This is a genomic window from Nocardia veterana NBRC 100344, assembly GCF_000308855.1.
GTDB classification, from domain to species: domain Bacteria; phylum Actinomycetota; class Actinomycetes; order Mycobacteriales; family Mycobacteriaceae; genus Nocardia; species Nocardia veterana.
Map to the genome: position 1 here is coordinate 35209 of NZ_BAGM01000009.1, position 25915 is coordinate 61123.

At 68.3% G+C, this 25915-nt stretch carries 25 protein-coding genes, 1 tRNA gene and 1 pseudogene; 18 read left to right on the forward strand and 9 right to left on the reverse strand.

The genetic code is table 11. From position 1 onward, the window contains the following. Positions 1 to 332: 332 nt before the first annotated feature. Positions 333 to 1874, reverse strand: coding sequence for an alpha,alpha-trehalose-phosphate synthase (UDP-forming) (locus tag ON37_RS02665; RefSeq protein WP_051031075.1), 1542 nt, complete (start codon positions 1872 to 1874; stop codon positions 333 to 335). 163 nt (positions 1875 to 2037) lie between these two features. Next, positions 2038 to 2205 carry a hypothetical protein gene (locus tag ON37_RS33395; RefSeq protein ID WP_168441184.1) on the reverse strand — a complete coding sequence of 56 codons (168 nt, stop codon included), beginning with the start codon at positions 2203 to 2205 and terminating at the stop codon, positions 2038 to 2040. A gap of 253 nt (positions 2206 to 2458) precedes the next feature. Between ON37_RS33395 and ON37_RS02675 the strand changes: the two genes are divergently transcribed. The 6 genes from ON37_RS02675 (at position 2459) to ON37_RS02700 (ending at position 7318) form a co-directional block, all read left to right on the forward strand. Further along, positions 2459 to 3298, forward strand: a complete 840-nt coding sequence (locus ON37_RS02675) for an alpha/beta fold hydrolase (RefSeq protein WP_040716147.1) — start codon at positions 2459 to 2461, stop codon at positions 3296 to 3298. 151 nt (positions 3299 to 3449) lie between these two features. Continuing rightward, complete coding sequence (locus tag ON37_RS02680) at positions 3450 to 3692, forward strand: MbtH family protein (protein ID WP_011207082.1); 243 nt, start codon at positions 3450 to 3452, stop codon at positions 3690 to 3692. Between the two features lie 154 nt (positions 3693 to 3846). Next, positions 3847 to 3918, forward strand: a tRNA-Thr gene (locus tag ON37_RS02685). 383 nt (positions 3919 to 4301) lie between these two features. Then, positions 4302 to 4796 carry a hypothetical protein gene (locus ON37_RS02690; RefSeq protein ID WP_157171331.1) on the forward strand — a complete coding sequence of 165 codons (495 nt, stop codon included), beginning with the start codon at positions 4302 to 4304 and terminating at the stop codon, positions 4794 to 4796. A gap of 198 nt (positions 4797 to 4994) precedes the next feature. After that, positions 4995 to 5732 carry a response regulator transcription factor gene (locus tag ON37_RS02695; RefSeq protein WP_083892681.1) on the forward strand — a complete coding sequence of 246 codons (738 nt, stop codon included), beginning with the start codon at positions 4995 to 4997 and terminating at the stop codon, positions 5730 to 5732. A gap of 182 nt (positions 5733 to 5914) precedes the next feature. Then, a complete protein-coding gene (locus ON37_RS02700) occupies positions 5915 to 7318 on the forward strand; it encodes a sensor histidine kinase (protein ID WP_040716258.1) in 1404 nt (467 codons plus the stop codon). Between the two features lies 1 nt (position 7319). Here ON37_RS02700 and ON37_RS02705 read toward each other — a convergent pair whose 3' ends face one another. Next, entirely contained in the window at positions 7320 to 7745 is a 426-nt protein-coding gene (locus tag ON37_RS02705) for an HIT family protein (RefSeq protein WP_040716156.1), read from the reverse strand. Positions 7746 to 7891: 146 nt separating this feature from the next. On the opposite strand from ON37_RS02705, the gene purD reads away from it, so the two are divergent. After that, complete coding sequence (gene purD, locus ON37_RS02710; RefSeq protein WP_040716159.1) at positions 7892 to 9178, forward strand: phosphoribosylamine--glycine ligase; 1287 nt, start codon at positions 7892 to 7894, stop codon at positions 9176 to 9178. A gap of 7 nt (positions 9179 to 9185) precedes the next feature. Here the strand turns inward: purD and ON37_RS02715 are convergent, their stop codons facing one another. Next, positions 9186 to 10190 carry a M23 family metallopeptidase gene (locus ON37_RS02715; protein WP_040716162.1) on the reverse strand — a complete coding sequence of 335 codons (1005 nt, stop codon included), beginning with the start codon at positions 10188 to 10190 and terminating at the stop codon, positions 9186 to 9188. Positions 10191 to 10307: 117 nt separating this feature from the next. On the opposite strand from ON37_RS02715, the gene ON37_RS02720 reads away from it, so the two are divergent. From ON37_RS02720 to ON37_RS02740, 5 genes and pseudogenes are all read left to right on the forward strand, one after another. After that, positions 10308 to 11486, forward strand: a complete 1179-nt coding sequence (locus ON37_RS02720) for a pyridoxal phosphate-dependent aminotransferase (RefSeq protein WP_040716260.1) — start codon at positions 10308 to 10310, stop codon at positions 11484 to 11486. A 260-nt stretch (positions 11487 to 11746) separates the two neighbouring features. Continuing rightward, a pseudogene (locus tag ON37_RS02725) lies at positions 11747 to 12355 on the forward strand (TetR/AcrR family transcriptional regulator); the annotation flags it as partial. Positions 12356 to 12526: 171 nt separating this feature from the next. Then, a complete protein-coding gene (gene purB, locus ON37_RS02730; RefSeq protein ID WP_040716166.1) occupies positions 12527 to 13960 on the forward strand; it encodes an adenylosuccinate lyase in 1434 nt (477 codons plus the stop codon). Between the two features lie 91 nt (positions 13961 to 14051). Then, positions 14052 to 14534, forward strand: coding sequence for an HIT family protein (locus ON37_RS02735; RefSeq protein WP_051031070.1), 483 nt, complete (start codon positions 14052 to 14054; stop codon positions 14532 to 14534). 118 nt (positions 14535 to 14652) lie between these two features. After that, the gene (locus ON37_RS02740) at positions 14653 to 15609 is read left to right on the forward strand and encodes an alpha/beta hydrolase (RefSeq protein WP_040716169.1); all 957 of its coding nucleotides are present in this window, start codon (positions 14653 to 14655) and stop codon (positions 15607 to 15609) included. A 51-nt stretch (positions 15610 to 15660) separates the two neighbouring features. On the opposite strand, the gene ON37_RS02745 is transcribed toward ON37_RS02740, so the two are convergent. Beyond that, the gene (locus ON37_RS02745; RefSeq protein ID WP_040716172.1) at positions 15661 to 15882 is read right to left on the reverse strand and encodes a DUF397 domain-containing protein; all 222 of its coding nucleotides are present in this window, start codon (positions 15880 to 15882) and stop codon (positions 15661 to 15663) included. A 300-nt stretch (positions 15883 to 16182) separates the two neighbouring features. Between ON37_RS02745 and ON37_RS32665 the strand changes: the two genes are divergently transcribed. Both ON37_RS32665 and ON37_RS02750 read left to right on the forward strand, forming a co-directional pair. Next, entirely contained in the window at positions 16183 to 16395 is a 213-nt protein-coding gene (locus ON37_RS32665) for a hypothetical protein (RefSeq protein ID WP_157171332.1), read from the forward strand. A 96-nt stretch (positions 16396 to 16491) separates the two neighbouring features. After that, entirely contained in the window at positions 16492 to 18666 is a 2175-nt protein-coding gene (locus ON37_RS02750; RefSeq protein ID WP_051031077.1) for a S9 family peptidase, read from the forward strand. A gap of 38 nt (positions 18667 to 18704) precedes the next feature. Here the strand turns inward: ON37_RS02750 and ON37_RS02755 are convergent, their stop codons facing one another. Continuing rightward, positions 18705 to 19001 (reverse strand): hypothetical protein, encoded by a 297-nt coding sequence (locus ON37_RS02755; RefSeq protein ID WP_040716175.1) that lies wholly within the window; start codon positions 18999 to 19001, stop codon positions 18705 to 18707. A 96-nt stretch (positions 19002 to 19097) separates the two neighbouring features. Between ON37_RS02755 and ON37_RS02760 the strand changes: the two genes are divergently transcribed. Continuing rightward, positions 19098 to 19817 (forward strand): DUF2334 domain-containing protein, encoded by a 720-nt coding sequence (locus ON37_RS02760; protein WP_040716274.1) that lies wholly within the window; start codon positions 19098 to 19100, stop codon positions 19815 to 19817. Positions 19818 to 19867: 50 nt separating this feature from the next. On the opposite strand, the gene gad is transcribed toward ON37_RS02760, so the two are convergent. Then, positions 19868 to 21286 carry a glutamate decarboxylase gene (gad, locus tag ON37_RS02765; protein WP_051031071.1) on the reverse strand — a complete coding sequence of 473 codons (1419 nt, stop codon included), beginning with the start codon at positions 21284 to 21286 and terminating at the stop codon, positions 19868 to 19870. Positions 21287 to 21534: 248 nt separating this feature from the next. Between gad and ON37_RS02770 the strand changes: the two genes are divergently transcribed. Beyond that, positions 21535 to 22905 carry a dipeptidase gene (locus ON37_RS02770; RefSeq protein ID WP_040716178.1) on the forward strand — a complete coding sequence of 457 codons (1371 nt, stop codon included), beginning with the start codon at positions 21535 to 21537 and terminating at the stop codon, positions 22903 to 22905. 1 nt (position 22906) lies between these two features. Here the strand turns inward: ON37_RS02770 and ON37_RS02775 are convergent, their stop codons facing one another. Beyond that, positions 22907 to 23551 carry an MBL fold metallo-hydrolase gene (locus ON37_RS02775; protein ID WP_040716181.1) on the reverse strand — a complete coding sequence of 215 codons (645 nt, stop codon included), beginning with the start codon at positions 23549 to 23551 and terminating at the stop codon, positions 22907 to 22909. A gap of 188 nt (positions 23552 to 23739) precedes the next feature. On the opposite strand from ON37_RS02775, the gene purS reads away from it, so the two are divergent. Together purS and purQ are read left to right on the forward strand one after the other, a co-directional pair. Continuing rightward, positions 23740 to 23976 carry a phosphoribosylformylglycinamidine synthase subunit PurS gene (gene purS, locus ON37_RS02780; RefSeq protein WP_040716184.1) on the forward strand — a complete coding sequence of 79 codons (237 nt, stop codon included), beginning with the start codon at positions 23740 to 23742 and terminating at the stop codon, positions 23974 to 23976. Next, positions 23973 to 24656: a phosphoribosylformylglycinamidine synthase subunit PurQ gene (purQ, locus tag ON37_RS02785; protein WP_040716187.1), complete on the forward strand. Its 684-nt coding sequence runs from the start codon at positions 23973 to 23975 to the stop codon at positions 24654 to 24656. The genes purS and purQ overlap by 4 nt, the downstream gene beginning before the upstream one ends. Positions 24657 to 24677: 21 nt before the next feature. Here purQ and ON37_RS02790 read toward each other — a convergent pair whose 3' ends face one another. Further along, on the reverse strand, positions 24678 to 25904 hold the full coding sequence (locus tag ON37_RS02790; protein ID WP_174362060.1) for a Glu/Leu/Phe/Val dehydrogenase dimerization domain-containing protein: 1227 nt from the start codon (positions 25902 to 25904) through the stop codon (positions 24678 to 24680). Between the last annotated feature and the right edge of the window lie 11 nt (positions 25905 to 25915).

Sequence of the window (25915 nt, forward strand, 5' to 3'; positions counted from 1 at the left end):
AAACCCGTTATCCCCGTTAAGGGTTCATCCATACCGTCGGTGGCACAGCGATTCCGAGGCGGGATCGGTGGTCGACACCGACTTCGGTGATGGCTCGGATCTCCCGCCGGTGAAGCGCGCCTGTGCCGCACGAGCGCGACCGTGCGCTGATCCGGCGGGTGCGGCGGAATCCGGGGGCGGCGATACGCGGCGAGCCGGCCCCGGCGGAGGCCAGGACCGAGTTCGGGCATGGGCGCCGGATCCGGCAGCCGGACGGTCGGTTCGAAGGGTGTACCCCGCCTCGGATCGCTGTGCGATCGAATGAGGCCGATCGCTGTGCGATCGAATGAGAGTCAGCGACCGCCCGGATCCACATCCGCATCGGTGAGCAGCGCACTACCGGCCACCCGGTCCTGGGCCAGGGCATCGAGGAACGAGCGAGCCCAGCGGTCGACGTCGTGGGCCAGGACCTGGCGGCGCAGCGAACGCATCCGGCGGCGCTTCGTTTCCGGATCGTCCTCGATCGCGGACATGATCGCGTTCTCGACGCTGTCCAGATCGTGCGGGTTGCACAGGTAGGCCTGGCGCAATTCGGCTGCGGCGCCGGTGAATTCGCTGAGGACCAGCGCACCGTTGAGCCCGCTGTGGGAGGCCACGTACTCCTTGGCGACCAGATTCATGCCGTCCCGCAGCGGCGTCACGAGCATGACGTCGGCGGCGACGAAGAAGGCGATCAGCTCGTCGCGGGGGATCGGCCGGTGCAGATAGTGCACGAAAGGGTAACCGACACGGGAGAATTCGCCGTTGATCCGGCCGACTTGGCGTTCGATGTCGCCGCGCATCTGGATATAGCTCTCCACCCGCTCGCGGCTCGGGGTGGCCAGCTGCACCATCACCGTCTCGGCGGGGTCGAGCCGCCCGTGGTGCAGCAGTTCCTGCAGCGCGGCCAGGCGGATGTCGATGCCCTTGGTGTAGTCGAGCCGGTCCACACCCAGCAGGATGTGCTTCGGATTGCCCAGTTCCATCCGGATCCGGGCGGCCCGCTCACGGACGGAGCGGCGCCGCGACAGCTCGTCGAGCTCGGCGGAGGCGATCGAGATGGGGAAGGCGCCGACCCGCACGGTTCGGAAACCCACCTGCACCACACCGAGTTTCGAGCGCACGCCGACGGTGCCGCGCGAAGTGGGCTGTCCGGCAAGCCTTCTCGCCAGATACAGGAAGTTCTGCGCGCCGCCGGGCAGGTGGAAGCCGATCAGATCGGCGCCCAGCAGGCCCTCCACGATCTCGGTCCGCCACGGCAGCTGCATGAACAGCTCGACCGGCGGGAACGGGATGTGCAGGAAGAAGCCGATGGTCAGATCCGGGCGCAACATCCGCAGCATCTTCGGAACCAGCTGCAACTGGTAGTCCTGCACCCAGACCGTCGCACCTTCCGCGGCCACCTTCGCGGTGTACTCGGCGAAGCGCCGGTTCACATCGACGTAGGCGGTCCACCAGTCGCGGTGGTACTCGGGCCGCACGATCACGTCGTGATAGAGCGGCCACAGCGTGCCGTTGGAGAATCCCTCGTAGTAGTCGGCCACCTCGTCGGCGGTCAGCGGCACCGGATACAGCTCCAGGCCGTCCTCGATGATCGGGTCGACGTCCACATCGGGGACACCCGCCCAGCCCACCCAGGCGCCGTTGTTGTTGCGCAGTACCGGCTCGAGCGCGGTGACCAGGCCGCCGGGACTCCGCTTCCAGCGGGTGGTGCCGTCGGGCAGGCGTTCGAGATCCACCGGAAGCCGGTTGGCGACGACGACGAATCCGGACCCGGCACCGCCGGGACGATCCGCTGGTGCGGATTCGGTTTCCGGCAGAGCGTCTCGAGGTCGGGCGGTGCGATTTTCGCTCATCTGGTCCACTGCTGGATCCTCCGGTCGCCGAAAGGCGGAGCTAGGCTGACTGGTCGGAGCCAGGTGCGGTCCTGCGTGGTTGTGCATCCGCTGCCGCTTCCGGGCCCTGACGCATCAGGCTCGGGATTTTAGTTGTGGGGGCAGGCCGAAGCGGCGATTCGCCCTATTCGGCTCGGTTGCTGGGGCCGATGCCGAGCATCGACAGCAGCATCCGGCATTCGTCGGCGTCGTTGGCGTAGGCGGCCACGACGCGCTGTGCCTGCCGCGCGGTCTCGTCGGCGAGCGGTTCCAGGTCGTCGTCCGCGATGTCGTTGGCGCTCTTCGCGGCCATCATCGTGTCCTCTCGGCTCGGGGTCGTGGCACGGCGGTTGGTTTCGACCGTCGTGGTGTCGGCGCCGTGCGCTGTCAATGGTATCGGGCGCGTCGAGACGGCTTGTCGGCTTGGTCTCGACCGGTGCCCAACCGCAACGGGAGTCGGCGAGGCCGGTCACACCGGCGAAACATCCGGGCGCCGTGAACCTATACCGTTGATAGGGAGGCGAATTTCGCCCGCCGCACGAATCGAGTCGAAAGGGTCGCAGCATATGCCGTTGGCCACGGTGAATGGAATCTCGCTGAACTACCAGGTGAAGGGAGACAAGGCCAAAGGCACCGACACCAAGGGAGCTGCCCCGCTGGTCGTGCTGATCATGGGAACCGGGAGTCCGGGCCGGGTGTGGGAATTGCATCAGGTTCCGGCGCTGGTCGCGGCCGGTTATCGGGTCTGCACCTTCGACAACCGCGGGATCGCGCCCTCCTACGAGGCCGCCGACGGGATGACCATCGACGAACTGGTCGCCGACACCGCGGCGCTGATCGAATATCTGGACGAGGGTCCGGCATTGGTGGCGGGCACCTCGATGGGCGCGCGGGTGGCGCAGGAACTCGCCCTGGCCCGGCCCGATCTGGTGCGCAAGGCGGTATTCATGGCCGGGCACGCGCGGCTCGATCAATTCCAGAAGACGCTCTCGCTCGGCGAACACGAACTCGACGCCTCCGGTGTCCAGTTGCCGGCCAAATACGAGGCCGCCGTGACCGCGGTGATGAATCTTTCTCCCGCGACGATGGCCGACCCGAATTCGGCCCGCGATTGGCTGGATCTGTTCGAATTCACCGGCGGACCGGTCACCCCGGGAATCCGGGCGCAGCGCCGGATGGACCACGATTTCGACCGGCTGCAGGCCTATCGCGGGATCAAGGTGCCGTGCCTGTCCATCGGATTCGCCGACGACCGCATGATTCCCGCATATCTGACCCGGGAGCTGGCCGAGGTGATTCCCGACGCGCGCTACCAGGAGATCCCCGACGCCGGGCATTACGGCTATCTGGAGCGCCCGGAGGCGGTCAACAAGATACTTCTCGATTTCTTCGCGGGCTCGAGGTAACCACCAACGCGTAACGTCGGTCTTGCTAGTGTCGACACATCGCTCGGGGGCTTCGGCTCCGGTCGGCATCGGTTCCGGCCGAGCCCGCGCCCCGCGAGAGTCCGTACACAGCGCGTTCCCGTACACAAGCGCCAGTATCCAGTGAGGTGAAATGAGCACCAACCCCTTCGACGACGAGGACGGCCGCTTCTTCGTTCTGGTCAACGACGAGGAGCAGCATTCCCTGTGGCCGGCTTTCGCCGAGGTGCCGGCCGGATGGCGAGTGGTGTTCGGCGAGGACAGCCGCGCTGCCTGCGTCGAATACGTGGAGAAGAACTGGACCGACATGCGTCCCAAGAGCCTGCGTGACGCGATGGCCGCCGACGATGCGGCCCGGCAGGGCGCCCAGTCCTGATTTCGCGGTCGACGATACTGCGCGACGCGACGGTGTCGGCGGCTGTGCGCTGCCCTTCCGGGCACCGTACAGCCGCGGCGCTCGTGCTCGCGTGTTCCCCGCGGTGAATTTTTTCCGGACGGCCGCGACCCGGTTATGATTGCACCGCTTTTCCGCCTCCTTAGCTCAGTGGTAGAGCACCGCTCTTGTAAAGCGAAGGTCGTCGGTTCAATCCCGACAGGGGGCTCTGGCCGGTCCGGCCGGCGGTGAACGCCGGTATTCGGCCCGCTGACCTGGTGCGAGAGGCCTTGTCTTCGATGTGAAGGCAGGGCCTCGACGCATTTCTCCGGCCGGGACAGCCGCAGCGCGGACATCCGGGCCGTCCTGTCGTGATGAAAGTGAACGACTCGTCACCCGGCGATGAACGCCCGAAAAGTCGACAGCAAATCCCCTGCTAAACCTCGGAAGCCGACCTGGCGGTTTCCTTTTTGTTCGATTGCACCGGTCCGAATCATCCCCCTAGCGTCGGGCCCCGTTGCCGCCGCTCGGTTCGGCAAGTACCTCGAATCCGAGCAGATTCCGGGCAACGCCTGATGAAAAAAACACCGAAGTTGGGAGATGACCCTCGATATGACCGCAGCCACTCGCCGGATCCTGGCAACAACCGCCTTCGCCGCCCTCACGGTCTCGATGGCCGGCGCCACCGCCTCCGTCGCCTCGGCTGACACCACCTCGGCTCCCTCCAGTGCGCCGAGCACCAGCAGCGCGCCCTCGGCGCCGAAGCTGTCCACGGGTTCGGCGTTCGGCGCCGGCCAGCACAAGGACGGCGATGACGATCAGCCGGCCGCGCCCTCCGTCGACGCGATCCAGAAGGTCCTGACCAAGATTCAGGACACCGACAAGCCCGAGGATCTGGAGAAGTCGCTCGACAAGGACATCGACACCCTCACCCACAGCGAGCCGGCCGTCCCGGCCAAGGTGAAGGAGGAGTTCAACAAGTTCCGCCAGGAACTGCAGCAGGCCGAGGTGAAGAACAGCCTCGACGGCAGCTCCGCCGCCGACACGTTGAAGACGATCAAGGCCGACGCGAAGAAGCTCAGCGCGGATCTGAAGGCCGCGGCCTAGGAATCGCACCGTGAGCAGTCGCCCGAGTACGGCAGCCACCGGCTCGTGAGCGCGGCCTCGACCACGACCCGTCGATCCGGGAGGCGCCGCCCGGATCGGCGGGCCGGCCCGTTCTCCGACCTGCCGCGCAGGCGGCTCGCAGGAAACTCCCAGGCAACGTTCAGTGCATTCCGGGCTGGGCGAGAGACGATGGCCGACATGAATGCTGTGGCTGGCGATCGGACGCCCGAGGCTCGGGTGCTGGTGGTCGACGACGAGCCGATGATCGTCGAACTGCTGTCGGTGAGCCTGCGCTATCAGGGCTTCGAGGTGGCCACGGCCGCCAACGGCGCCGAAGGGCTGGACCGCGCCAAGCAGTTCCGGCCCGATGCTCTCATCGTGGACGTCATGATGCCCGGAATGGACGGCTTCGGTCTGCTGCGCCGGTTGCGCGCGGACGGCATCGATGCGCCGGTCCTGTTCCTGACCGCCCGCGACGAGGTCGAGGACAAGATCACCGGCCTCACCCTCGGGGCCGACGACTACGTCACCAAACCCTTCTCGCTCGAGGAGGTGGTCGCGCGGCTGCGGGTGATTCTGCGCCGATCCGGACACGCGGTGGAGGAAACGAAATCCTCGCGAATCCGATTCGAGGACATCGAACTCGACGACGACACCCACGAGGTCTGGAAGGCGGGGGAGCCGGTCGCCCTGTCGCCCACCGAATTCACGCTGCTGCGCTATTTCATGGTCAATGCCGGCACCGTGCTGAGCAAACCCCGCATTCTCGACCACGTCTGGCGCTACGACTTCGGCGGGGAGGTCGGCGTGGTGGAAACCTATGTCTCCTACTTGCGCAAGAAGGTCGACACCGGACCGGATCGGCTGATCCACACGCTGCGCGGCGTCGGCTATGTCATGCGTGCTCCGAGCCGTAGCCGGTCGAGCGCGAAATGAGCGAGCCGCGAGCGGTCCGGGAGCGCGCGCACGACGACGCGGCCGCGACCGAATCGGCGGTGGCTCCCGCCGCCCGGGCCGCCGAATCCGGAGGTGGCGACGATTCCGAGGGCGTCACCGGCGAACCGGCCGCTGCGCCGAAAACCGGTATCCGCCACCGGATCTCTCGTCGCCTGGCGGCCGTGCCGCTGCGTGTCACGCTGGTATTGGCTCTGGTATGCCTCGCCGGACTGGGGCTGCTCGTCTCCGGTGTCGCGGTGACCTCCGCGATGCGCAATGTGTTGATCGACAAGGTGGACCGGCAATTGTTCGACGCCGCCCACAGTTGGGCCGGACCGGATGCGCCGCCGCCACAGCACCTACCGCTACCGCCGGGACGGGAGCGGCCGCCCGCGCTGTTCTATGTGCAGGTGACCGGGCCGACCGGCAACCCGCGGCTGCTGCTCAGCTCCGGCCCGACGGTACCGGCCACTCCCGCCGACCTGTCCAAACATCCCGAAACCGTCGGCTCGGTGGGCGATCCCGACGAACATTGGCGCGCAATCAAAGTCGTCACCCCGCAGGGGTCCAGTGTGGTCGCGCTGCGGCTCACCGAAACCGAGAACATCATCGACCGCCTGATCGGGTTGCAGGTCGCCGTCGGCGCGATCGTGCTCGCCGTGCTCGCCGTCGTGGCGCAGTTGGTGATCCGGCGCAGCCTGCGGCCCCTGGGCGAGGTCGAGAAGACCGCGGCCGCGATCGCCGGCGGCGACCTGCACCGCCGAGTTCCGGTGCGCGGCAGCAATACCGAGGTCGATCGGCTGTCGCAGTCGCTCAACGGGATGCTCACCCAGATTCAGAGCGCCTTCGCCGCCACCGAGGCCTCCGAGGAATCCGCGCGCCGTTCCGAGGCGCGAATGCGGCGCTTCGTCGCGGACGCCAGCCACGAACTGCGCACCCCGCTGACCACCATCAAGGGATTCGCCGAACTGTATCGGCAAGGCGCGCTGGCCGATCCGGCGCTGTTCATGGATCGCATCGAACGTGAATCCAATCGGATGAGCCTGCTGGTGGAAGATCTGCTGATGCTGGCCCGGCTCGACGCGCAGCGGCCGGTGGAACGGCGGCCGGTCGATCTGCTGGCCCTGGCCAGCGACGCGGTGCACAATGCCCGGGCCGTCGACGCGGCCCAGCGCCCGGACGAGCCCCGGCGGCCGATCGATCTCGAAATCCGGCCCGGTACCGGAACATTGGAGGTCCACGGCGACGAGGCGCGGCTGCGTCAGGTCCTCGGCAATCTGGTCAACAATGCCCTCATCCACACTCCAGCGGATGCGGCGGTGACCGTCGCACTCACCCCGGCCGCGGACGAGGTGGTCATCGAAGTCGCCGATACCGGACCGGGACTGCCGCCGGAGGAGGCCGATCGCGTCTTCGAGCGGTTCTACCGCACCGACACCTCGCGCAGCCGCGACAGCGGTGGCACCGGACTCGGACTGTCCATCGTGCAGGCGTTGGTCGCCGCCCATGGCGGCACCGTCTCGGTGCACAGCGCGGTGGGGCAGGGCACCACCTTCGCGGTGCGCCTGCCCCGGACGCGGGAGTGACTCAGTCGGGCACGTTCGCGCCGTAGCCGAGGTCGCGCAGGGCCTGCTTGATCTTGTCCTGCGCCTCGTCCAGCGACTCCGGGCTCGGATTCGCGTCCGCGCCGGAAATGTCGAAATCGCTCAACTCGAACGCCGGGAAGACGTGCACATGCAGATGCGGGACCTCCAGCCCCGCGATCAGCAGCCCGGCGCGCGGTGCGTCCCACGCCTTCCGCACCGCCTGACCGATCTTCTGCGCGACCCCGTTGATCCGCGCGAACACCGCGGGATCGAGATCCTGCCACTGATCGAGTTCCTGGCGCGGAACCACGAGCGTATGACCCTGAGTGACCGGGGCGATGGTGAGGAAGGCGACGAACTCGTCGTCCTCCCACACGAATCGTCCCGGCAGCTGACCGGCGATGATCGCACTGAAAACAGAAGGCATGCTGTGACATTTTGCCTCCGCTTCGCGCCGGTGGGTTCGCGGCCCCTCGGGGTGTCCGGTGGCATCGTCCGGGCGGGATGCGGGCAGCTCGCTGTCCGCTCGGTACCCGCACCGTGCGTTCATCTGCGTCACCTAAGCTGTGCTGCGTGCGCGTACTCGTCATCGGTTCCGGAGCTCGTGAACACGCCCTCGTAGCGGCCCTGCGCCGGGATCCCGGGGTGACCGCCATCGCGGCGGCGCCGGGTAATCCCGGAATCGCTCAGGTCGCCGAGGTGCGCGCGGTCGATCCGGCCAGTGCGGAGGCCGTTGTCGGGGCGGCCCGGGACTTCCGTGCCGATCTGGTGGTGATCGGGCCCGAGGTGCCGCTGGTGCTCGGTATCGCCGATGCGGTGCGGGCGGCGGGCATCGCCTGCTTCGGTCCGTCGGCGGCCGCGGCGCGGATCGAGGGCTCCAAGGCCTTCGCCAAGGATGTGATGGCCGCGGCCGGAGTCCGGACCGCGCACAGCGAGATCGTCGATCATCCCGGTGAACTGGACGCGGCCCTGGACCGTTTCGGCCCGACCTGGGTCGTCAAGGACGACGGGCTGGCCGCCGGGAAGGGCGTGGTCGTCACCGCCGATCGTTCCGCGGCCCGCGATCACGGCGCCGAACTGCTCGAACAGGGCCATCCGGTGCTGTTGGAATCCTTCCTCGACGGGCCCGAGGTTTCGCTGTTCTGCCTCGTCGACGGCGAGACCGTGGTGCCGCTGCTGCCCGCGCAGGATCACAAGCGCGTCGGCGACGGCGACACCGGCCCGAATACCGGCGGGATGGGCGCCTACACACCACTGCCGTGGCTGCCGCCGGAAACGGTCACCGAAATCGTCGACGAGGTCGTGAAACCCGTTGCCGCCGAGATGGTTCGCCGCGGGGTGCCGTTCTCCGGTCTGCTGTACGCGGGACTGGCGATCGGGCAGGCCGGACCGGCGGTGGTCGAATTCAATTGCCGCTTCGGCGATCCCGAGACCCAGGCGGTGCTCGCCCTGCTCGACAGCCCGCTCGGCACCCTGCTGCACGCCACCGCCACCGGCACGCTGGCGGAGGTGGAGCCGCCGCGCTGGAAGGACGGCGCCGCCGTCACGGTGGTGCTGGCCGCGGAGAACTATCCGGGTCGTCCCCGCACCGGGGACGTCATCTCCGGAACCGAGACTCCCGCCGACGGCGCCGCGAATACCGAAGTGCTGCATGCGGGTACGTCGCTTCGGGCCGACGGCGCGCTGCTGTCCGCCGGTGGCCGGGTGCTGAATGTCGTTGCCACGGGTGGTGATCTGGCCGAGGCCCGGGCCAACGCCTATGCCCGGATCGCGGGAATCAAGCTGCCGGGCAGCCACTTCCGCACCGATATCGGGCTCGCCGCCGTCGAGGATCGCATTTCGGTGCCCACCCGAGTCTGACCCCCGGTCAGCCGATCGGGATGCCGTGCATCGCCAACCACGGCTGCGGATCGACGTGCTGACCGCCGATCAGGATTTCGAAGTGCAGATGCGGGCCGGTGGAATCGCCGCGGTTGCCGATGCGGGCGATCTGCTGGCCGGCCCGCACCCGCTCACCGACCGACACCGAGAAGTCGTACATGTGGCCGTAGACGGAGATGGTGCCGTCGTCGTGGCGGATCCGGACCCAGAGACCGAATCCCTGCGCGGGCCCGGCGTCGATCACGGTGCCGTCGGCGACGGCGTAGATCGGGGAACCGATGGGCGCGGCGATATCGATGCCGTAGTGGAAGGTGCCCCACCGGCCGCCGTAGCCGGAGGTGAACACGCCCCGGGCCGGGAGGGCGAAACCGCCGATTCCGGGCACGATACCGCCGGGCAGGGCACCGCCGGGAATCGTTTCCGCGGGTCCGGGCAGCCATGGTTGCGGGGTGCCCGCGACCGCCGCGGCGGCCTCGGCCTTCGCCCGTTCCAGGGTGGCGCGGGAGGCGGCGGCCACCACCTGCGATTCCCGGATGCGTTCGCCGTTGTCGATGGCCTTCAGATAGCGCTTACTGGTTTCCGGCGTGGCCTGAACCTGTAGCGGGTAGGCGACCGCGATCCGTTGTGCCACACCGGGTTGTGGTGTGCTGTCGACCGGGTGCGGCGCGACGGTGTCGGCGGCGGCGAACAGGCCCACCACGACCATTCCGAGCACCAGCACCCGATGTTCGCTCAGCCACCCGCGCAGGCGCGGCCACAGGGCGTCGAATTCCTCACGCCAGTCCCGATTCCGCAGCGCCGACCGCACGCGCTGTGCTCGCACCCGCCATTCGGCCGCCGCGACCGCGCGCATCGCGGCCGCCCGCCGCGCCGCCGTCCGGACCCGATCGGCGGCCGAGGGTCGTTCCCGTCGCAGCGCTGTGCGCCAGTCGGGGCGGATCACGGTCCAGCCCCCCTGGTACGACTTCGCGCGGCGTGCCTGGTCAGGCATTCTGCCGACGATAACAGGGGGTTGTCCGGATATGCGGGCGGGCGCGGCGATGCACAGCTTCGTCCCAGGAACCCGGTGGGCGGCGAGCCGCGCGGTGCGGTGTTCTACCGTCGTCGGGTGCGCAGTGAATCCCGTCGTTCCACCGTTCCGACCTTCTACGTCATGGATGTCTGGAAGGCCGCGGCCGAACGCGCCCGCACCCACGGCGATGTCCTGGTCCTCGCGGCCGGGCAGCCCTCCACACCGGCGCCGGTGCCGGTGTTGCGCGCCACCCGAGCCGCCCTCGACAGCGAATTGCTCGGCTACACCGAGACTTTCGGCCTCCCGGAGCTGCGGGCGGCGATCGCGGCCCATCATCGCGACACCTACGCCGTCGAGGTCGATGCCGACGACGTCGTGGTGACGACCGGATCCTCCGGCGCCTTCACGCTGATCTTCCTGGCCGCCTTCGATGTGGGCGACACCGTGGTGGTGGCCCGCCCGGGCTATCCGGCGTATCGCAATACCCTGACCGCGCTCGGGTGCCGGGTCGTGGAGCTGGACTGCGGGCCGCAGACCCGCTTCCAGCCGACGGTGGCGATGCTCGAGGAGTTGCCGGAACCACCGGCGGGTCTGATCGTGGCGAGCCCCGCCAATCCCACCGGCACCATGATCGCGCCCGATGAGCTGGCCGCGCTGGCGCGCTGGTGCGACGAGCACGGCACGTTGCTGATCTCCGACGAGATCTATCACGGCATCACCTACGCCGGTTCGGGTGGCGACACCGAACCCGTCAGCTCGGCCTGGGAGACCTCACGGGAATCGGTGGTCGTGGGTTCGGTGTCGAAATATTTCTCGATGACCGGCTGGCGACTCGGGTGGATGCTCGCGCCCGCGCGGCTACGACCGGCGCTGCAGCGCCTGGCCTCCAATATGACGGTCTGCCCGCCGGCGATCTCGCAATTCGCCGCCACGCATGCCTTCGGTCCCGAGGCCAGATCCGAATTGGACGCGCACGTGCGCCGCTACGCGCGCAACCGGGCGTTGCTGCTCGAAGGGCTGCCCGCGCTGGGGATCACCGAGCTGGCCCCGGCCGACGGCGCCTTCTACGCCTACGCCGATATCGGTCATCTGAGCCAGGATTCGACCGCTTGGTGCGCGGATCTGTTGGCGCACACCGGCGTCGCGCTGGCTCCCGGTATCGATTTCGACACCCGCCGCGGCCATCGCACGGTTCGTTTCTCCTTCGCCGGCGCCACCGCCGATATCGAGGAGGCGCTGGTCCGGCTGGGCCGGTATCTGGGCACCGAGCGCTGAACCGATATCCGGGCTGGTGCACAGACTTTCCGTACCGCCCCACCGAACCGCGCGAATGCGGTACAAATGATTCGGTTGTGTGTTCAACCCCGTTTTCGAACCGGTCCCGGCTGTCCGCTCGGGCCGGATCCCGGAAATTTGCGCGGTCCGATGGTCGATGCCACAGCAACGGTTCGGCTCGGGTCGCACAGACGCACAGATTTGCACAGATCGCACCGATTTGGCACGGATGAACCGATGATGACTGGCACGATGACACGGTGATCACCGCGACGACCCCGAAAGGCGAAAGGCGTCGCCAAGCGTTGGTTGCGGCTGCCGCAGAGTTGCTACTCGAAGGCGGCTTCGATGCCGTGCGCCACCGTTCGGTGGCCACGCGCGCGGATTTGCCCCTGGCCTCCACGACCTACTACTTCGAATCGCTCGAGGATCTGATCGCGCGGGCGGTGGAGTTCAGCGGGAACGCCGAACTCGAGCAGATGCGCCGGCGCATCGGTGAGGTCACCCATCGGCGGCGTGGCGCCGAGGCGACCGTCGATCTGATCGTCGATCTGATGGTCGGCACGGACGGAATCGACGAGTATGCGCGGGGGCGGTTGATCGCTCGCTACGAGCGGTCGGTGGCCTCGGCCCGGCACCCGGAACTGCGCGAGGTGCAGCTGCGCCTCCGCGCTCAGCTGGAGGAGCTGCTCGCCGACGTGCTGCGCCGGTCCGATCGCATGGTCCGCACCGACCAGTTGCGGCGGCTGGTCGCGGTGGTCGACGGGGCGGTGGTCGCGGCACTGGCCGAATCCGATCCGCAACCACGCCGCACCGCCCGCGGGGCGCTGCTGGAACTGATCGATGTGATCGCCCCGCCGGTCCCGCAGCCGCTGGTCGCGTCGCAGCTGCCGACCGGTGCCGGGCAGCACGTGCCGGCCGCTTCCGCGCAGCAGATGTCCCCGGCCGTCGCTGCGCAGCCGCCGAGCGGGACCGTGCCGCACCCATCGCCCGCCATGCCCCAGCAACCCGGCAGGTCGCGAACACTAGACTGACTGTCCGTGAGTCTTGTCCCGAACGTCCTCGCCACCCGATACGCCAGCCCGCAACTGGTGCAGTTGTGGTCGCCCGAGAACAAGATCGTGCTCGAGCGCCGGTTGTGGCTCGAGGTACTACGGGCCCAGATGGAACTGGGGGCCGCCGGCACCGATGCGGTGACCGCCGATGTCATCGAGGACTACGAGCGGGTGCTGGGTGAGGTCGATCTGGCATCGATCGCCGAGCGTGAGCGCATCACCCGCCACGATGTGAAGGCGCGCATCGAGGAGTTCAACGCGCTCGCCGGCCACGAGCAGATCCACAAGGGGATGACCAGCCGGGACCTCACCGAGAACGTCGAGCAGCTGCAGATCCGGCTCTCGCTCGAGCACGTCTACGAACACGGGGTGGCGGTGGCCGCCCGGCTGGCCGAACGGGCCGCCGAATACCAGTCGCTGGTGATGGCCGGTCGTTCGCACAATGTGGCGGCGCAGGCGACCACCCTCGGTAAACGCTTCGCGAGTGCGGCCGACGAAGTGCTCATCGCGCTGACCCGGGTGCGGGAACTGATCGACCGCTATCCGCTGCGTGGAATCAAGGGCCCGATGGGCACCGCCCAGGACATGCTGGACCTGTTCGACGGCGATGCGGCCAAACTCGCCGAGCTCGAACAGAAGGTGGCCCGGCATCTGGGGTTTTCCACCGTGTTGACCAGTGTCGGGCAGGTGTATCCGCGGTCGCTGGACCACGACGTGCTGTCGGCCCTGGTCCAATTGGGCGCGGGCCCTTCGTCGTTCGCGCACACCGTGCGATTGATGGCCGGCCACGAACTCGTCACCGAGGGCTTCCAGCCCGGTCAGGTCGGCAGCTCGGCCATGCCGCACAAGATGAACACCCGCTCCTGTGAACGAGTCAACGGGCTACAGGTGGTTCTGCGCGGTTACGGGTCGATGGCCGCCGAACTGGCCGGTGCCCAATGGAACGAAGGCGATGTGTTCTGTTCGGTGGTGCGCCGGGTCGCACTGCCGGACGCGTTCTTCGCGATCGACGGGATGATGGAGACCTTCCTGACCGTCCTCACCGAATTCGGCGCCTATCCCGCCGTCGTCGAACGCGAACTCAACCGCTACCTGCCGTTCCTGGCCACCACCCGGATCCTGATGGCGGCCGTGCGGGCCGGGGTCGGGCGGGAGAGCGCGCACGAGGTGATCAAGGAGCACGCGGTGGCGGTCGCGCTGGCCATGCGGGAGCAGGGCCGCGAACCCGATCTGCTGGATCGCCTCGCCGCCGACGAGCGGATGCCGCTGGATCGGGCCGGTCTGGACGCCGCCCTCGCCGACCGCACCGCCTTCGTCGGCGCCGCCGAGGCCCAGGTGAGCGACGTCGTGGCGCAGGTGCAGAAACTGATCGACGCGCACCCCGAAGCCGCCCGCTACACCCCGGCGCCGATCCTGTAGCGCAGCCCGACCGATGCCGCTGTCACGGGTGATCCGGGTGGCCCGAACGGTGCGGCGGCGCAGGCGGAATCGGCGGCTAGGGTTGGGCGATATGGATCCCTATCGAATCTTCGCCGATATCGTGGCGGGACGGGCGCCCGCGTCCAAGGTCTACGAGGACGCGGATGTGCTGGCGTTCATGGATATTCGCCCCATGACACCGGGACATCTCCTGGTGATTCCGAAGGTGCCGGCCCGGAGCCTGGCGGAGCTGGATCCGGCGGTCGGCGGCAAGCTCTTTCAGGTCGGACAGCGGTTGGCGGCGGCGCTGCGCGCGTCCGAGGTGAACTGTGACGGCGTGAATTTCTTTCTGGCCGACGGTGTTACGGCCGGACAGGAAGTGTTCCATGTCCATCTGCACGTCATCCCGCGCACGCCCGGCGACGGCTTCGGCCTGCGGTTCCGGGCGACCACCCCGCCGCGCGCGGACCTCGACTATCTGGCCGCGTCGATTCGTGGTGCGTTACAGCGGGCGGAGCCGGAGGAGTCGGGCCCGGATGCGGTGGGGCCGGGCACCTTCGGTGCGGGCGGCTGAAGCCCGGGTATCGACCATTCGGTTTGCCGGCGAAACGCCGGTGATTCAAACACCCCCGCGGTGCTGGGGTGTGCGTTACGTTAAGTAGCACTTGTGGTGGGCTGATGGAGGTGGGGACATGCGGCGTTCATTCATTGCTGCGATTGTGCTGGCGGTCGGAGCGGGCCTCCTCGGCCCCTGGATCGGACCGCCACCCCGCGCGGCGGCCCAGGTGGTCGCACTGAACGAGATGAGCCCCACCCGCACCGCCCTGTTCATCGATTCCCCGGCGATGGGCCGCACCGTTCAGGTGCAGGTCCTGCATCCGGCCGGGGGCGGCGCGCGGCCCTCCTACTATCTGCTCGACGGACTCGATCCCGGTGCGCAGCAGAGCACGTGGACCAACGCCACCGACGCCGAACCGTTCTTTCGTGGCAAGGACGTCAACGTCGTGCTGCCGATGGGCGGGCAGGCCGGCTACTACACCGACTGGGAGCGCGACGATCCGCATTTCGGCCGGTACCGGTGGGAGACCTTCCTGACCCGTGAGCTGCCGCCGATCATCGACGACACCTTCGCCGGTAACGGCGTCAACGCGATCGGCGGCCTGTCGATGGGCGGGATCGCGGCCTTCGTACTGGCCGTGCGGCATCCGGAGTTGTATCGGGCGGTGGCCGGATACAGCGCGTGCCCGGATCTGGGGCTCGCACAGGGCGCGATCATGTTCTCGATCGCCAACCGCGGCGGGAACCCGCTCAACATGTGGGGGCCGCCCGGAAGTCCGGAGTGGGGCGCGCACGATCCGGCGCTGCTGACGAACCAGCTGCGCGGCAAGACCATCTACCTGTCGACCGGCACCGGAATTCCCGGGCCGCACGAGGCCGAGATCAAACCGCAGCTGCCGGAGAACATCTTCCTCGGTGGCCCGATCGAGGCCGGGGTGGGCGTCTGCGTGACCGCCTTCGAACAGCGGCTGCGCGCGATGCGGATTCCGGCCCGGGTGGACCACAATCCGGTGGGCACCCACTCCTGGTCGTACTGGCAGGACTACCTGCACGCCTCGTGGCCGACGGTCGGCGCGGCAATCGGTGCGTGAACGGGCCGATGCGCGATGCGTCCGTCGCGCATCGGCCGCTCGGACCCCGGCTCAGGCCGAGGCGCCGGGGCGGTTGAATTCCCCGTCCTTGGCGCCGGCCACGAAGGCCCGCCACTCGCCCGGCGTGAAGATCAGAGTCGGACCGTCCGGATCCTTCGCGTTCCGCAGCCCGATATTTCCGCTGGCCAGGAATGCCACCTCGACACCGCCCTCCCCGTCACCGCTGCGCTGCCAGACCGCCCCGGGCTCGATTTCGCGATTCTTCGCTTCCACTCCGTGCTCCCTGCATCGATGTCGATCGCCGGCCGGACCGGCCGACACTGCCGTTGACGACAGTAGGCCCTCCTCCGCCGGCGTACCGGCCCGATCGCGGCGCCGGAATGGCCGGAATCACACCGATGTCACGACCTGCGAAATGTGGTCCATGTCCGGTCGCCGCGGCAACACCGCTGGTTTACGCCGCAACCTCAGCGGAAACCCCGGACACTGTGGCAGATATACGGCGTCGACTGGTCGAGAGATCGGGAGGGCGTGTGCTGCCGCACTGAAGGGACGACAAGGATGGAGCACCGCATGGCACCCGTCTTCGACAGTTGCGCGGTGGTGCCCCGGCACCTCACCGTCGAGCAGGCGCACAACATCCTGCACGGCCACAGCAGCTGTCCCACCGACCAATGCCCGCGCCGTAAAGCCGCACTGTTCTTCCTGATGGAATCTCGTCGTTCGGCCCGCGGTAACGGGCGTGACCTGCGTCGGCCCGCGCCGCGCACAACCGGCCTGGGATAGGCAGGCCAATCGGATCCGGTACCCGCGCTCGCCACCGACGGCGGCGGGCGCGGGGCCTGTGCAGTGCTGTGGGTGACCGCGATTACGGTGGTCATCATGGCTCTCGACAGTGGTACCGGAACCATTCAGAACGCCGGCGATCCCGCGGCGGCGGCGACCCCGCCCGTCGCGAAGAAAGTGCCGGCCGAACGCACGCACCACGGTGACACCTTCGTCGATCCCTACGAGTGGCTGCGGGACAAGGAAGATCCCGAGGTCATCGCCTATCTCGAGGCGGAGAACGCCTATACCGAGGCGCAGACCGCCCACCTGGCGCCGCTGCGCGCGCGGATCTTCGACGAGATCAAATCCCGCACCCAGGAGACCGATCTGTCGGTTCCGGCGCGGCTGGGTGACTACTGGTACTACTCGCGCAGCTTCGAGGGCAAACAGTACGGCGTGCACTGCCGGTGCCCCATCGCCGATCGCGACGACTGGACCCCGCCTCGGCTCGAGGTCGACGTGGAGATCCCGGGCGAGGAGATTCTGCTCGACAGCAACGTGCTCGCCGAAGGGCACGACTTCTTCGCCCTCGGCGCCTTCTCGATCAGCCACGACGGCACGCTGCTCGCCTATTCCACCGATACCGTCGGCGACGAGCGATATGTCTTGCGGTTCAAGGATTTACGGACCGGCGAGCTGCTCGGCGACGAAATCCCGGGGACCGCGCCCGGCGCCACCTGGTCGCTGGACGGTACCCACGTGTTCTATCAGACCGTCGACGAATCCTGGCGGCCCGATACCGTGTGGCGGCACCGGCTCGGCACCGAGCCGAGTGCGGACGTCACCGTCTTCCACGAACCGGACGAGCGCTACTGGGTGAGTATCGGGGCGACCCGCTCCGAGAAATACCTGATGATGTGGGTCGGATCCAAGATCACCAGCGAGGGCTGGATTCTCGAATCCGACAATCCGGAGGGCGAATTCCGGGTGCTGCTGCCGCGTCGCGAGGGTGTCGAGTACTCCGCCGAACATGCCGTGATCGGCGGGCGGGACCGGCTGCTGATCCTGCACAACGACGTGGTGGACGGCGTCAAGGCCGAGAACTTCGTCCTCGCCGAGGCGCCGGTGGACGATCCGGCCGCGATGTCCGTTCTGATCGGCCACCGCGACGATGTGCGGCTCGAGGATATCGACTGCTTCGCCGACCATCTGGTGCTGTCCTATCGACGGGAGGCGTTGCCGCGGGTCGCGGTCTGGCCGTTGACCGCCGACGGATACGGCGAATTGCGCGAGCTGGAATTCGGCCTGGAGCTGTTCTCGGCGGGTGTGGGATCGAACCCGGAATGGGCGCAGCCGACGCTGCGGCTGGGCGTGACCTCGTTCATCACGCCGATGCAGGTCTTCGACTACGTTCCGGCCACCGGTGAGCTGATCCTGCGCAAGCAGCAGCAGGTGCTGGGCGGCTACGACCCGGACGACTATGTGCAGCACCGGGATTGGGCGGTGGCGGCGGACGGTACCCGGATTCCGATCTCGGTGGTGCGCCGGCGCGACAGCGAGGGCGCGGGCCCGAAACCGTTGCTGCTCTACGGCTACGGCTCGTACGAGGCCAGTATCGATCCGGGATTCTCGGTGTCGCGGTTGTCGCTGCTGGATCGCGGCATGGTCTTCGCGGTCGCGCATGTGCGCGGTGGCGGGGAGATGGGCCGGCTCTGGTACGAGAACGGCAAGACACTCACCAAGAAGAACACCTTCACCGACTTCGTCTCCTGCGCACAGCATCTGGTCGACACCGGGGTCACCACGCCGGAGGTGATGGTGGCCGACGGTGGAAGTGCGGGTGGTCTGCTGGTCGGTGCGGTGGCGAATCTGGCCCCGGAGTTGTTCGCGGGAATCCTCGCCAATGTGCCGTTCGTCGATCCGCTCACCTCGATCCTGGATCCGTCGCTGCCGCTGACCGTGATCGAATGGGACGAGTGGGGCAATCCGCTGGAGGACCCCGAGGTCTACGCCTATATGAAGTCCTATTCGCCGTACGAGAACGTCGAGGCGAAGGACTACCCGGCGATCCTGGCCATCACCAGCCTCAACGACACCCGGGTGCTGTATGTCGAGCCGGCGAAGTGGATCGCGGCGCTGCGGGCCACCGCGACGGGCGACTCCCAGCTGCTGTTGAAGACCGAGATGAGTGCCGGGCACGGCGGTGTCAGCGGTCGCTACGAGAAGTGGAAGGAAGTCGCCTTCGAATACGCCTGGGTGCTCGACCGGGTCGGCCTCGGCGGCGACTGACGCCGCTGCGGGTGTGGGCCGACCCGGATGGGTGATTCCTACGCCGCGCCGCAGCGCGCGATGGTGTCCAGCAGATACTGCCGGTCCCGGTCGCGCGCGGCGGTGTCACCGCGATAAGCGTTGTGCTGATCCATGATTCGGACGTAGGTGTCGGCGATGCGGTCCGGCGGAGCGCCGGGATCCGTGCGCCGCACCGTGTCGACGAATTCCTTCGCCGTCGCACATTGTTCGTCCGGGGTGAAGATCGGCGGTGGATCACCGGGATCGGCGTGGGCCGGGGCGGAAGCGGCGAACATCAGCGGTACCGCCAGTGCGGTGAGGAGAGCTGCTTTCACCGGTCCGATCCTATGGCCGCGGCGGTGAGCCGGGAATTCGTCGGCCCGTCACTTCCGCTGCACTGGGCCGACATCTGCCGAGCGCACAGTGGAGGCATGAGCGGCAACGACCGGGGGTTCGGGCAGCTGATCGTCTCGGTGTCGGGGATTCGGGACACCACAGTGGACCAGGCGAGCGCCTTCGCCGCGGAGATGGACCGTCGAGGGGTGCGGTTGTCGCTGCTGGTGGCGCCGCGGCTGAAAGGGAAGTACCGGCTGGCGGAGGATCCGCGCACCCAGCAGTGGTTGCGCGCGCGCCGGACCGCCGGCGATGCCATCGTCCTGCACGGTTACGACCAGGCGGCGACCAAACGCCGCCGCGCCGAATTCGCCACGCTGCCCACACACGAAGCGCGCCTGCGGCTCACCGCCGCCGATCGGGTGATGGAGCAGATCGGGCTGCGCACCCGGCTGTTCGCGGCGCCGCGCTGGACCACCTCCGACGGCGCCCTGGCCGCCCTGCCCGAGGTCGGTTTCCGGCTCGCGCTGGGCTTGACCGGCATCCACGATCTGGAACGCGATGTGGTCCAACGCTGTTGGGTGCACGGCGTCGGAGAGGGTTTCCGCGCCGAACCCTGGTGGTGCCATGCGCTGGTCATGAGCGCGGCCCGGATCGCGCGCCGCGGGGGAACCCTGCGCCTGGCCGTCTCGGCGGCGCAGCTGTCCCGGCCGGGCCCGCGCCAGGCCATGCTCGACGCGATCGACCTCGCGCTGTTCCACGAGGCCGTTCCGGACGTCTACCGCTGGGAACCGTTCCCGATCTCGAAGGCGGCCTGAGCGCTTACGGGTCGGCGGACAGCGCGAGGTCCCGAGGGTTTCGGTGTCGCTCAGCCGTCGGATCGCTGGAGATTCAGTGCGGCGGCGATTGTTTCGTCCGAGACCGCGGCGGTGGCGTCGTGGGTGAAGCCGCCGGCCTCCCGGCGGGTGAGCGAGCTCGACAGCGGATGCTTGCGCAGCTGGTCGACGCATCGATCGATATCGACCAGCAACAGGTCGGCCATGTCGTGGGTGAAGCCGTGCCGGACCACGGCGCGCATGATCGTCTCGTCCTGCCGGTCGGCGGGCAGCGGATAGGCGGCGATCAACCAGCCGCGTGAACGTAGCCGCTCGGACAGGTCGTAGAGATTGAAGCCGGGGTCGGCCGGCAACCGCCAGGACGCGGCGGTGATGCCGCGGGTGGGGGAACCGTCGTGGATCATCTCGAACAGCCCGGTGGCCGTCAGACCCTGGGCCAGGTGTTCGGCGACCCGGTAGATCGCCGACTGCAGCCGGGTGTAGCCGATCCGGCCGAGCCGGATGAAGTCGTAGTACTGGGTGATCGCCTGCCCGCCCGGGCGGGAGAAGTTCAGATTGAAGGTCGCCATGCTGCCGCCCAGGTAATCGACGTCGAAGATGAGCTCCTCGGGCAGATCGTCCGGCTCTCGCCAGATCGCCCAGCCGCAACCCAGCGGGGCCAACCCCGTCTTGTGGCCGGAGGCGTTGATCGACTTCACCCGCGGTAACCGGAAGTCCCACACCAGATCCGGCGCGGTGAACGGCGCCAGGAAACCGCCACTGGCCGCATCCACGTGCAGGGGGATGTCCAGGCCGGTGCGATCCTGCAATTCGTCGAGCGCCGCGCTGAACGCGGCGATGTCCTCGAACAAGCCGGTGAAGGTCTGCCCCATCGTTGCGACCACCATGATCGTGTTCGAATCACAGTGTGCGGCAATGTCGTCCGGATGCAGTGTGTAGCGGTCGCCGCGCAAGGGCACCTGCCGGATCTCCACGTCGAAGTAGCGCGCGAATTTCTCCCAGCAGACCTGAACCGGCCCGCAGACGAAATTCGGCACGCCCCGGCCGCCGCGTTTGCGCCAGCGCGTCTTGGCCGCCAGGCCACCGAGCATGGCGGCCTCGCTCGATCCGATGGTGGAGGTGCCGTGCACGGATTCGGGCCGGGGCGCATGCCACAGATCGGCGACCATCCGGACGCAGCGCCGCTCCAGTTCGGCGGTCTGCGGATATTCGTCCTTGTCGACGATGTTCTTGGCGACACTCTGCGCCATCAGCCGCTGGGCGTGCTCATCGATCCAGGTGGTGCAGAAGGTCGCCAGGTTCATGCGGGAGACACCGTCGAGCATCAGCTCGTCGTGCACGATCTGGTACGCCTCCGGTCCCGGCATCTCACGATGCGGAAAGTTGTGTTTCGGGGCACCACGGTCCAGCGCGGGCATGGCGAACAGGTCGTCGGATTCCGATGCGGCCATCTCGTCCTCTCCTGGTTCCGATCGCGCGTCGTATCCATGATGCCCGCTGTGATTGCGGAGAGTTAACGAAAGAACGAATATGCACCCTGATGCGTTCTGCTTGAGCGAATTGAAGTGGGTAAATATCCGGCGACTGCGGTGTAGCCGCGATTTGCTCGGAGGGTATCTCGGACCGGTCGAGCGGCTGCGTGGAGCGGGTTGCCACACTGGAGGTCGCCGGACACACCGCCGAGTGAGAGGGTTGGGCAATGACCGACGACGCGCGTACGGCCGCCCTGCGGGCGCAGGTGAACTCGCTGCTGCCGCAGGCGAAAACGGATCTCGCCCAACTGGTTTCCTATCGATCGGTGGCCGATCCCCGGCAGTTCCCGCCGGAGGAGTGCCGGCGGGCGGCGCAGTGGGTCGCCGATGCCTGCGCCGACCTGGGGCTCGATGACGTCGGACTGTACGACACACCGGACGGAAGTCAGGCCGTCGTGGCACGCTGTCCGGCCCCCGCCGGCGCGCCGACCGTTCTGCTGTACTGCCATTACGACGTGCAACCGCCGGTCGACGAGGCGGCCTGGGACAGCCCGGTCTGGGAGCTCACCGAACGGGACGGTCGCTGGTACGGCCGCGGTGCGGCGGACTGCAAGGGCAATATCGTCGTCCACCTGACCGCGCTGCGCGCGCTGCGAAATGCGCTGGGCGGCAATGGATATCCGGTGGGCATCACGCTGGTGTCCGAGGGGTCGGAGGAGCAGGGCACCGGCGGGCTGGAGGACTTCGTTCCCCACAACGCCGAGCTGCTCCGCGCCGATGCCCTGGTCATCGCGGACTGCGGTAACTTCGCCGCGGGCGTGCCGACCCTCACCCAGACCCTGCGGGGCAATGTGAACGTGCTCGTCACGGTCGAAACCCTCGCGGGTCCCTTACATTCCGGCATGTTCGGCGGCGCGGCCCCGGATGCGGTGGCCGCGCTGATCCGGGTGCTGGACACGCTGCGCGACGAGCACGGCAACACCACGGTGGCCGGGCTGGCCGCCGATCAGGTCTGGGACGGCGTGCAGTATCCGCCCGAACAGTTCCGCGTCGATGCCGGTGTGCTCGACGGTGTCGACCTGCTCGGCAGTGGCAGCGTCTCCGACATGATCTGGGCCCGACCGGCTTTGACGGTGCTCGGCATCGACGTGCCGCCGGTGATCGGTTCGGCCGCCGCGATCCAACCCAGTGCCCGGGCCCGGCTGAACCTGCGGATCCCGCCGGGTATCGATCGGCACGATGCGCTGCGAGCGCTCACCACGCATCTGGAATCGAACACCCCGTGGGGCGCCCGGGTCCGGGTCGAGACCGAGGGCACCGGATCGCCGTTCCGTTCGGGTACCGGCGGACCCGCTCGGCGAGCGATGGAGGCCGCGCTCGCCGCCGCCTACGGCCGTCCCGCCACCACCCAGGGCCAGGGCGGTTCCATTCCGCTGTGCAACGTCTTCGCCGACACCTATCCCGATGCCGAGATCATGCTGCTCGGCGTCGAGGAACCGAAATGCCTGATCCATGCGCCCAACGAGAGCGTCGATCCGAGTGAGATCGAACGGATGGCGCTGGCGGAGGCCCTGTTCCTCGCCTCCTACACCCGCTGAATCAGAATTCCGCGTGGTCCTCGGGTTCGACGACCGCGAATTCGGTATCGGCCGGGCGCATTTCGGACAAGCGGCCGAAGTAGATGCCCTGCGCTTCCGGCGCGATGATGCCGTAGTGGATGGGAATCGCGGTGCGCGGGCCGACCGCGCGCAGATAATCCACCGCCTCGCTGATCTTCATCCACGGCGCGACCGCCGGCAGCGCCAACACGCCCACCGACACCGGCGGCACCCACAGCGAATCGCCGGGATGCACGAATTGGGCCGGATCGTCGGGCGTGCCCAGTTGGAACACGGTGTTGTCGATCACCGGCAGCTCCGGGTGGATGACCGCGTGCCGGCCGCCGCCACCGGTGATCTGCAGCTCGCCGATGGTCACGATATTGCCCGCGTGCACGGCCTCCCACGGCTCACCGCGCTGCTGGGCGGTCTGCGGATCGCTGAGCAGGCGAGCGCTGGGATTACCGTCGACCAGCGCTTCGATCCGGTTGGGGTCGATGTGGTCGGGATGCTGGTGGGTGATCGCGATCGCGTCGAGCCCGGTGATGCCCTCGAATCCGTGCGAGAAGGTACCCGGATCGAACAGGATTCTGGTGCCGTTCAATTCGACGAGAACGCAGGAATGACCGAAGTGGGCGATGCGCATGGGTTCACGGTAATCCTCCGGACGGCGGCGTGGGCGACATGCGCACCGGCCGGTCCGCGGCGGCGTCGCCCGCATGCGCTGTGATCCGGCTCGCAGGCGAGGGCTCCCGCTGCGGCCCGGCGCGCCGCCCGCGAGCAGCGCCGATTAAGCTGTTGTGGTAATCCCCCCACCAGCTTGAGGAGCAACGCGTGGCACGAGTTGTGGTCGAGGTGATGCCGAAGGCAGAGATCCTGGATCCGCAGGGTCAGGCCATTGCCGGTGCGCTCGGCCGCCTGGGTTTCCCGGGTGTGTCGGATGTGCGGCAGGGCAAGCGGTTCGAACTCGACATCGACGACAGCGTCAGCGATGCCGAACTCGAGAAGATCGCCGAGGGCCTGCTCGCCAATACGGTGATCGAGGACTGGAAAGTGGTGCGGCTGCCGTGACCAGCACTGCGCGTATCGGGGTCATCACCTTCCCGGGCACGCTCGACGACGTCGACGCGGCCCGAGCGGTCCGGCTGGCCGGTGCCGAGGCGGTCGCTCTGTGGCACGGCGATGCCGATCTCAAGGGCGTCGACGCCGTGATCGTGCCGGGCGGTTTCTCCTACGGCGACTATCTGCGGGCCGGTGCCATCGCGCGCTTCGCGCCGGTGATGGGCAAGGTCGTCGAGGCGGCCGGCAAGGGGATGCCGGTCCTGGGGATCTGCAACGGTTTCCAGGTGCTGTGCGAGGCGGGACTGCTGCCGGGCGCGCTGACCCGCAACGAGGGCCTGCACTTCGTCTGCCGCGACCAGTGGCTGCGGGTGGAAACCACCGAGACCGCGTGGTCGTCGCGGTACGAACCGGGTGCGCAGATCCTGATCCCGGTCAAGAACGCCGAGGGCCGCTACCAGGCCTCGCAGGCGGTGCTCGACGAGCTCGAGGGTGAAGGCCGCGTGGTGTTCCGCTACGAGGGCGGCAACCCGAACGGCTCCCAGCGCGATATCGCCGGGATCAGCTCGCCGAACGGCCGCGTCGTCGGCCTGATGCCGCATCCGGAACATGCCACCGAACCGTTGACCGGACCGAGCGACGACGGGTTGGGGATTTTCCTGTCGGTGCTGGACAGCCTCGTCTCCGCCTGAGCGATCCGCGCCGCGCGGCGGTCACGGGACGGCGATCGGCGCGGTGATCGGCGCGGGCTCGTCCGCCCACCGCCGGCCGGTCTCGCGTGGTGTGATGCCGTGTTCGGTCCATGCCGCCAGCAACCGCGCGACCTTGGCGTGCATGGTGGTGCGCAGTCGGTCGAAGGAGTTGTCGGCGACGTCGTCGACCTCGCCGAGCAGCAGCCACCAGGCCCAGGCGACCGCTCCGGCATTGGCGACGAAATCGGGCAGCACCGGGACACCGCGGGCGGCGAGCATCGCCTCCGCCTCCGGTGTGGTGGCGGCATTGGCGGCCTCGACGATCACCCGGGCGCGCACATCGAAGGAGTTGTCGGGGGTGATCGCGTACGAGATCGCCGCGGGGACAAGGATATCGACGTCGGCGCGAATCACCGCGGTGCGCGGCAACAGTTCGATATCCGCCGGCAGCCGGGAGCGGTCGATCTCGCCGTACTCGTCGCGCAGCCGCAGCAGCGCCGGAACATCCAAACCCGCGGGGTGGTGCAGGGCACCGGCGGCGTCGGCGACGGTCGTGACGCGCATACCCGCCTCGTGCAGGTAGTAGGCCGCGGCCCCGCCCATCGTGCCGACGCCCTGAATCGCGACGGTCGTCTCCGACGGCAACCGGCCCCAGGAGATCGCGGTGGCCAGGCAGGCGTGCGCGACGCCGTAACCGCCGATCACATCGCCCAGTAGGAAACCGCCGTCGACCGCCGCGTTCAGACCGCGGCGGACCCGTTCCAGGGTGGCGGCCGGATCCGCGGCGCGGCGAATCGCGGCGTGGTAGCTCTGTCCGAGACCGAGCCGGGCGAAGACCTCGTCGATCAGGTGTTGCGGAACGCCCAGATCTTCCGCTGTCACCCAGTGCGCATCGATCCACGGGCGCATGGCCTCGCAGAACCGCTCGAGCACCGCGACGGCCCGCGGATCCTTGGGGTCGAAGTCGATACCGCCCTTCGCGCCACCGATCGGCAGATCGAAGGTCGCGGTCTTGGCCGCCATCCCGCGGGCCAGGTCCTCGACCTCGGTCAGCGTGCAGCCGGGCCGCATGCGGGTGCCGCCGGTCGCCAGTCCGCCGCGCAGTGTGTGGACGACGAGATATCCGACCGCCCCGGTCACCGCGTCGGTCCACTGCACCCGCATGTACGGGTCGGGCCGGCGGACCGCGGGCGCGGCGGGCATGGTCGGGACGGTCTGCGCGGTGCCCTCGGCCGGGTCATGGATCATCGTCACGGCGA